8 protein-coding genes are annotated in these 8085 nt (G+C 39.8%); all 8 read right to left on the bottom strand.

What is annotated here, in order from left to right; translation table 11 throughout:
* Window positions 1-416 precede the first annotated feature (416 nt).
* The 8 genes from C9J40_RS21565 to C9J40_RS21530 all read right to left on the bottom strand — a co-directional run bounded on the left by C9J40_RS21565 (window position 417) and on the right by C9J40_RS21530 (window position 7891).
* Window positions 417-686, bottom strand: coding sequence for a hypothetical protein (locus C9J40_RS21565; protein WP_107247957.1), 270 nt, complete (start codon window positions 684-686; stop codon window positions 417-419).
* Window positions 687-812: 126 nt separating this feature from the next.
* Window positions 813-1544, bottom strand: coding sequence for a hypothetical protein (locus C9J40_RS21560; RefSeq protein WP_107247956.1), 732 nt, complete (start codon window positions 1542-1544; stop codon window positions 813-815).
* A gap of 53 nt (window positions 1545-1597) precedes the next feature.
* Window positions 1598-1825, bottom strand: coding sequence for a hypothetical protein (locus C9J40_RS21555; RefSeq protein ID WP_107247955.1), 228 nt, complete (start codon window positions 1823-1825; stop codon window positions 1598-1600).
* Entirely contained in the window at window positions 1818-2159 is a 342-nt protein-coding gene (locus C9J40_RS21550; RefSeq protein ID WP_107247954.1) for a hypothetical protein, read from the bottom strand. The genes C9J40_RS21555 and C9J40_RS21550 overlap by 8 nt, the downstream gene beginning before the upstream one ends.
* A gap of 91 nt (window positions 2160-2250) precedes the next feature.
* Window positions 2251-2664: a hypothetical protein gene (locus C9J40_RS21545; protein WP_107247953.1), complete on the bottom strand. Its 414-nt coding sequence runs from the start codon at window positions 2662-2664 to the stop codon at window positions 2251-2253.
* An 820-nt stretch (window positions 2665-3484) separates the two neighbouring features.
* A complete protein-coding gene (locus C9J40_RS21540; protein WP_107247952.1) occupies window positions 3485-4837 on the bottom strand; it encodes a toprim domain-containing protein in 1353 nt (450 codons plus the stop codon).
* Between the two features lie 3 nt (window positions 4838-4840).
* Window positions 4841-6853, bottom strand: a complete 2013-nt coding sequence (locus C9J40_RS21535; protein WP_107247951.1) for a VWA domain-containing protein — start codon at window positions 6851-6853, stop codon at window positions 4841-4843.
* Window positions 6854-6907: 54 nt separating this feature from the next.
* Window positions 6908-7891, bottom strand: a complete 984-nt coding sequence (locus C9J40_RS21530) for a DUF3150 domain-containing protein (RefSeq protein WP_107247950.1) — start codon at window positions 7889-7891, stop codon at window positions 6908-6910.
* Window positions 7892-8085: the final 194 nt, after the last annotated feature.

The raw sequence follows: 8085 nt of genomic DNA, 5'->3' as shown, positions 1-8085 counted from the left end.
AGCTGAGAAAATAGCGTAACGGTATTGTCAATTTGTTCACTTTGGCTAACAAGTTGCTTGAGTTCAATGTCTTCATTACTGGCTTGCGTAGAGGCTGGCATCGCCAATAGCATTGCCAATAACAAAGAGGTGTATTGTTTTTTCATTGCTATTACCTGTTTTGATAATAGCAGCCACTAAGGGCAATTCCGTTTATGAAAAATCCGTTATGATTACATGCATTATACAGTCAGTAGCCAGTGGATGCACATGTTCTGCGTGTTTTTGTGAGTGGGTGTCTACCGTAAAATAGTGAATGAATTTCATTATCTTTAGTAGAGCGATACTGAATTGCTGCCGCCGTTATTGGTGCAGTGTGAGATTCTAATTTTTCAATGAAAGTAGCTAATCCTGATTCAGATAATATTTCATTGAGTTCATGCCGCGTTGTACTGCTCGAGTAATGATTTGACACTTTTGTAACCTCGTAATTTAGCTACCTTTGATAGAAAAGCATTCTCATTTTTGGCATCAACTTCTACTACATCATTAGATAAGCAGTTAGTAATACCTTGTTGTTTTTGTGTGCAAAATAAAACCCACACACCATCTTTTAAGATAAAGGCTCGCATCGTTTCATTGATAGTGACCCACTTATGTTCAGGTGATAAACAATTTAATAAACGTAATCGTCCATCTGTAAGCATAAGCACTCCTTAGACAAAATGACTGATAATGCTTTTTATATTAAAAGAGCATTAGCAGTTATTTTTTTATTTTAACGGGAAAGAAAGTAAAGCAATCACACAGTGATTGCTTTACTAATTTGGTTTTTAAACAGGAATAGGTTTGTCCATTAGAGCATTGTACTCGTCTTGGGTTAATTCCCTTTTTTTGGCATAAAACTGTTGTGTGTTTTTGATTTCAACGTAAGTTGGTTTGTTGGCTTGGCCGAGACGATTAATCATCTCAATTGATAATGGCAGAGTGTAACGAAGGTTTCGTTCAATTAAACTCTCATCTTCATAATCAAATGGATTAATGACTTCTCGTTTGGCTTCAATTGATACACATTTCGAGTGACTGTTATAGCTAATCTTAAGCAACACAGACTCGTTTGGGTTGGTTCGCCAGTCGCAAAACAGCTTTGTTTCTTTAATATTAATACCGGGGAAAACATCAAAAAGTACCTGACTCGTATGTTTCCTACGTGGGATTAAGTTCTTCGGTTTATCATATTGATAGCTAAGTGCATCCGCTTTCGATATACGTGATATATACCCACGATTAATACCTGTCATGCTTACGAGATAGATACTGGTAGTATTATCTGGTTCAGATTGTAAGGCGTAATCCTTGCCAGATGCATTCGCGTCATACAGCCACGTTCCACAACCGTTAGCTTTAATTATCCAAAGATAATTGATGCCTGATTGACTGCCATAGGTGATCTCTTCAATGTCAATTTCAAGATCAGTTAGGTAGTGGGTTAATAACCCTTTTTGTTTTTCAGCTTTAACGATTTTGTCCATCGCTTTCACGATGTTATCAATAAAAGTTGCCATTTGTGTTGTCCTTAAAGAAAGCGATTAATTCGCTTGTGGTGGTGGTGGGTTACTTATTGGTTTATGGTGTTACATTCTGGAAATTGAATACCATGTTTACGCAGTTTTTCCTCTAACTGTACTCTGACTTTTGTAGTGAAAACTTCTCCACCGCAAAAGTAACCATGGCGATAATCATCTTTACCTTTATGTTGCTTTGCTTGTGCAATTAGCTGTTCTTCATCTTCTTGAAGTTCAATTAACAGCGATTTTAACTCATTGATTAATTGAGCATTATGCATTTAATTCTCCTAGTTGGTTTTTACTAATCATGACTTGGATTGAAGTAAGTAACGCATCAACGCCCATGTCATCCAGCGTTAGATCATTATTAATCTCAGATGCTAATTGATAGATATCAGCACTGAACTGTTGTTTGACGAACACTTGATGACCAGCTTTGATTAGTTGTTGCGTAATGACGTCTAATTGGTCATATACACCATTAAACGCATCGCTGGCTTCTTCAGCACAAATAACAGGAGTGAAACCAGTGATTGTGCTGCCCGTTTCCTCTAACTCAACTAGCACTTCAGAAACAGTACCTGACATGCTGAGTGATAGAAATTTACTCATGAGAGTGTTTTCCTTTGTGGTTGTATTAAAGACGCCAGAGTTGGCGCGTTTAGATGGTTTAATATGTGGATCTTATGAAAGTTTTTAGTGGTTAAGTAAGCGAATCGTCTAAATTGACGAGTTCGTTGTATTTTTGTGTTATTTGAGTCAAAGAGGATTTCACATCTTTAACGCAATCTTCATTTAGCCAAATATCTGAACTAATTGCATTTTCAATAACGTCAATATCTTCGCTATTTAGGTACTCCAAAGTAACCTTAATATTTTGCAACGAGTACAAATAAAGTGAATGATATTCTCGCTGTAATTCCTTAATTACTGTGTCAATTTGAGTGTCACTATTTACTAATAGTTGCGAAATTGTATTTGGCTCGCATTGCATCTCAGTAATTGAAACGTATGTATCTAGCCATGTTGAATTAGGCAAAGGATTATACAAGTACTGCTTTGCAGCCTGTGCTTTTGCCAGATCTTTTAGATTCGAAATTAAACGGTTTAACGCCATATCGTTGTTATCCTTTTACTATGTCGTGAATCGACAGGTGGTGAAATTTAAGAGTGGTTTAATGGTGGTTTGATGGTGTTCTGCGTTTGCAGTGAGCGATAAGTACCAGCGCTCTATTTGCCGTTGGCAAAAATCAAAAATTAGTCATAACGGTTTAAACCGTCACTAACTTTTGACTCTCGACAGGCATGAGAAAGTTATAGAGTGAGATTTCTTCCAAGGCAGGGAAGTTATTGATGGAGGTTTGATCATTTAAAACGCTTTCAGATCACGCGTATATCTAAACGTAGCACAATTGTGACACCAAATCACCAAAAGTTAAAAGCCACTCTATAACGTCTAGTTATAAAGTGGCTTAGGTTGTTGTAAGTTATCAGACACTACAGGCAACGCATGGGTTTAAACCCTCAGCTTCGCCTCTCTTTTTAGCTGATTTTTTCGCTTTGGCGAGGTAGGCATCGATATCTGCAGGAGGTTGCCACAACGATGTAAATATTATATCTCCCAACGAATCATTGATTGAGTTTAATCGCTCAAGCTCGCTTTCGATATTTTGGAATTTCCTTAAAAAGAAAAACCCGACACTTATTAGAGTGGTCGGGTTTTTGTGTGGTGGTGGTAAAGCTATAGGCGATTAACCAAGTAGCTATAAAGTTTGTGAGCCCAATATATTGGTCCAAAGAACAAAATGAGCCCCGCTACTATTTGTGTAACACCATAGGTTGGTGCTATTAGGTCACGTAGTGGGAGCGCGATAAAGAGTCCCCAAAGTACAGTTATTACTGAAACGAAAATAAAAACGCATATTTCCTTCAATAGTTTACTCCTCTTCAAAAATAGGTAGTGGTATGCCAATTGGATCGTCCATTTTGTACATGTCAGCAAAGAAGTCTTCGTCAAATAACTCAGTTAGACACCCTTTGCCGTAATGCTGATAGACGTCATTCCAGTCAGTTTTTGCATTAAATCCCGCCTCATGACCTTCACCGAAGAGCATGAGCGGTGTAATGATGTGGCCTTTGACCCCATAACGAGCCAATTGCTCTCGTAGTTTAACGGCATTTTCAATGCCCGCTTTATCGTGATCGGCCAAGATAAGGACGTGTTCAACGACAGAACGATTGCCTTGATGTGGTGGTACCCATTTTCCCATCATGGTTGCGTTTAGAAGCCCCCAAGCCGCAATTTTTTCATTGTCAAAATCTGACATGAAACATGCGATATTCTCTAGTCCTTCCGATACAGCCATGATTTTAGTGGGTAAACCAAGTTGCAGTGCGCCGCCGCTAATTTCCTTTCCTGCTATCGCAGTCCGTACTTTTTTAGCATCTGGCCCGTATTTTTTCCTAAATGACTCTGGTACGTCGTCGGGATTAATCTCGCTGACTTCACACCATCGTTGCCATAAATAATCAGTGGCTTTAAAGCCATCTTCGGTTAAATACGTCACATGCAAGTTGCAGCGTTTGCCTTGTGGATTACGTATCCAACTGAGTAACGCTGGCGTTTCGGCAATCTTTACTGGTTTTTCTGTCAGTTTGCCTGTGTCGTGATCCCAAACATACGCCCAATACGGCATCGCTAAATGAACACGAACATCACCAAAAAAGCGTTTCACATTTGGCTTCGCAATATCATCAAGATTAATGCCGCGATTTCCAAAATAGGCATATACCAATTGACCCTTTTCCGATTCAATTGAATAAGCTTCGTTGAAAAAGCGCTCATTTCGCTCGTGTTTGCGATTTTCAGCTTCTTGATCGACTTTGGGTGCTTCCCATTGAGGCTTTGGCTTGGTTGGACCGCGGTAATTGGAATTACTTTCAATTAACCCGACTGTTTTTGTAGCAGCAATATATCTCACTGCATCCTTAAACTCCCAGCGAGTCCAAGCCATGATGGTTTCGAAGCCATTTTTAAATACACCGCACGAATTACAGACACTTGCGCCTGACTGTGCCGAATGTTTTAGCAAACCATACGCTTTTCCTGTTTTGCCCCCATGAACGGGGCAAGCACATTTAGTCGCGGCATGGCGTTGAGGATTAAATTCCTTAGTTAAATTGGTTAAGTCACCGCCTACTAGCTCGTCAAACACGTTGAGCCATAAGTTCTGACTATCACACAACTCTTTAACACGCTTCCATAAAGGAGGCTGGTTTTGGTCATACATGGTTTACATCTCCTTTATGATAAGTGATTGAGCTAATTTGAAGATTTTGGTGTTAATGTCACTGGTTTTCTCAGCGTGAATCCAGCTTTCACCAAACAGTTTCCTCATGTAATTTTTTGCTTCAGGTGAAGCATGACCCATAAACATGCCAAGAACATCGACTCGCTCTTGAGTTAATTCTCTTATTAAATGTTTTGAGTCGTCATTAACTTCTCCGTCGGTTAACACCCACAAACAGTGGCGTTCAATATCTTGTTGAGATAATAAACGCACAGCCGCCGTTGATATGGCCGATTGAAGTGGCGTACCACCACTTGCTTGCACATTATCAAAACCTTTCGTGTGATTGTGACCATAGAAAGGTTTAACAACGTTTATGGAATTAGCCCCTCCCTGAAAAGTCAGGACTTCTATTTTGACTTGATCTACATTGGCGCAAGCGAGAAGTAGCGATATACAAGCAATTTTCACTGCTTCTTCCCGCTCTCGCATGGAAGCAGATAAATCAACAAGTATTGATACCGCAGTGTTTGGATAAAAACCTTCGTCAACACGACGGAATATCTTGCTGTTACCCTTTTTTAGTTCAATTGCCGCACGTTGCGAAATACGACGTCCAGATCGCTTGTAGTACTCACTATGCCGAGTTTGAGTTTTTAGATACTCTGCAAGACCAGCAATGAGAGCTGAACTTTCATAACGAGCGAATTTATCTAAATGACTTGCACCTGGTTGATAGCAATCTTGCGTGGTTTGAGGTTTCAGTAATGGCTCTGGATTTTGCGTAGGAGCAATTTTATCAGCCAATGTATCTGATAAAGAACGCTCTATTTTGTTAGATTGCATCGCCTCATTTATAGCGTTTGCAATTGATGATTGTTCACCACCAGCACTGTGTTCGTTAGAACTGTCAGCGTTAGATGATTGATCACCATCAGCTTCTGTCTCACTGGATCTATCAGCGTTAGATGATTGTTCACCACCAGTACCTTGTTCGTTAGAACTATCGGCACTTGATGATTGCTCATCATTAGCGTCTTGCTCATTTGAACCGTCAGCGTTCGATGATTGCTCACCATCAGCCGCTTGCTCATTTGAGCTATCAGCATTCGATGATTGCTCACCATCAACTTCTTGCTCATTTGAGCTATCAGCATTCGATGATTGCTCACCATCAGCCTCTTGCTCACTGGAACTTTCAGCATTCGATGATTGCTCACCATTAGCCTTTTGCTCATTTGAGCCGTCAGCGTTAGATGATTGCTCACCATTAGCCTCTTGCTCATTTGAGCCGTCAGCGTTAGATGATTGCTCACCATCAGCCGCTTGCTCATTTGAGCTATCAGCATTCGATGATTGCTCACCGTCAGCCTTTTGCTCATTTGAACTGTCAGCATTCGATGATTGCTCATTTTGATTACCTTGATCATCGTTCTGTACTTGTGTTTCAAGTAATGACCAGATTTCAGAGGTAATTGCGATGATATCCTGACTCGACGTTGCCGCAGAAACTTGCATTGTTAATTCACTAACTGCGTTAATCAGTGCATCACCAAATATGTGGTTAGCAATATTAACAGTTGCATCTAAACGTTCAGCGTAACTAATCGCCCCAAGGCAATTAACGAGCGCATCGTATCGAATGCAATCATGCAAAATAGTGGCAGGATCACTGTTCTCATAGAAAGGAATTAACATTGATGTTTTGTTGTACATCGACGGTAAACCTTTCCACTTTTTGATCATTGATAATGCACACCAAATTTCATTAAGCGATTTAGCAATGTTACAAAACAATGCTGGCTTCCCTTTTAGGGTTAACGTGCTGTAGCGAATTTCTGCGGCAGATAAAGCCGCGAAACCCCATGCAGCATCAACCTGTGATGCATTGGTTGTGTCGAAATGTGGCAAACAAATTGTGTTACCATTTCGGCCGATATTGCCGTTTACAGTAATATTAACGTCCAAGCTGTCTGCTAATGCATTAACAGCAATGTGTGCGTTGTTTTTTAACATGAGTGTTTCCTTAAAAGAAATGCCTCGTAATGAGGCATTTGGTGGTGGGTGCGTTTAGAAGATACACATATCGTCCGAGAACATATCTTTAGTCGATACATGACTGGTTGGCTCTTCAGGTTTAGGCGTGGTTTGCTTCACAGTTTTCTTCTTGCTTTGAGCAATCTCATCATCAGTGATGTCCAATGCTTTAGAACGTTCATCAGCCGGTGCTTGATAATTGTCATTTAGCATTTGGATATTCGCGGGATTTGAGAAGAAATAATAAATCTCTATGAGCTCAGTTTTATGAGCCTCAAGTGTCCCTGTCTTTGGTAATGAGTTGATAAAAGCATCAATGCGTTTAATGGCACCGTTCGAGGCTGTTGAATCAACAAACGCTAAAACTTCAAGTCGCTTACGAATGTCTAATAAGGTATTTAGACAGCTTCGCTTTTTACATTGAAAGTTTTCTTTAGAATATTGCTGATATTTCTCATTTGCGGTATCAGCAATGGACTCAAATAAACTGCGAGCTGCGATAGCTTCAGCATCTTCAAGAAACATCACTTCCATACGTAGCTGGCGAGATAAATAATCCGCATTGTACGAACCAGAGCGAATTTGCTCACCAAGATTGAGATCGGGGATCTCTTTATCGACAGAATCCGCCCAATCACAAGTGATTTGATGGATATTCATGATTAATTTTTTCTTTAGATCGTAAAATTCAATTTCTTTACGTTCCAAGTATTCCTTGGCTTCATCGTAATGAGAGTTAGCAATGTGCCAAATCCCATGAATACAAAAGCCAATGGATTTTAGGTACGTCAGCACTTCTTCTTTCAGCTCTGACATAGGTTTTAAAACTTCAGCCGGTAGAACCTTTTTGGAAGCACGTCCGACCATACTTTGAGGTAGATTCATGTTCAAACCTAGCTCAGTGAAGTTCATTTTTTTGCTTCCGCCAATAAGTCCAAAATGTAAACTCAGTGACGTACAGCCTTTTACGATAAGTGAGGCACTTACCTGCTTCTCATCTTTTTTTTCTTCTGACATAAGAATGTTTCCTTGAATGAATCCAATATGGATTAATTGGTGGTGAGTGTTACTAGGTGGAGGTTTAGGAAATGTATGTTGCTGAATCCCTGCAACTATTGACTGCAAGTGCAGTACAAATACCTAAACGTGGCTATTTAGGTATTTGTACTTGATAGATGTATTAATGAGGGAAAGCGACCAAAAATAAATTT

Source organism: Photobacterium sp. GB-72 (assembly GCF_003026095.1).
Lineage (GTDB): Bacteria > Pseudomonadota > Gammaproteobacteria > Enterobacterales > Vibrionaceae > Photobacterium.
Note: the sequence above shows the minus strand (reverse complement) of the source record. Positions and strands in the feature narration are given on the sequence as shown.

Coding starts and splice junctions, on each gene's coding strand:
- C9J40_RS21550 (WP_107247954.1), bottom strand. CDS start 2,159: ATGAGTAAATTTCTATCACTCAGCATGTCAGGTACTGTTTCTGAAGTG.
- C9J40_RS21565 (WP_107247957.1), bottom strand. CDS start 686: ATGCTTACAGATGGACGATTACGTTTATTAAATTGTTTATCACCTGAA.
- C9J40_RS21555 (WP_107247955.1), bottom strand. CDS start 1,825: ATGCATAATGCTCAATTAATCAATGAGTTAAAATCGCTGTTAATTGAA.
- C9J40_RS21535 (WP_107247951.1), bottom strand. CDS start 6,853: ATGTTAAAAAACAACGCACACATTGCTGTTAATGCATTAGCAGACAGC.
- C9J40_RS21545 (WP_107247953.1), bottom strand. CDS start 2,664: ATGGCGTTAAACCGTTTAATTTCGAATCTAAAAGATCTGGCAAAAGCA.
- C9J40_RS21530 (WP_107247950.1), bottom strand. CDS start 7,891: ATGTCAGAAGAAAAAAAAGATGAGAAGCAGGTAAGTGCCTCACTTATC.
- C9J40_RS21540 (WP_107247952.1), bottom strand. CDS start 4,837: ATGTATGACCAAAACCAGCCTCCTTTATGGAAGCGTGTTAAAGAGTTG.
- C9J40_RS21560 (WP_107247956.1), bottom strand. CDS start 1,544: ATGGCAACTTTTATTGATAACATCGTGAAAGCGATGGACAAAATCGTT.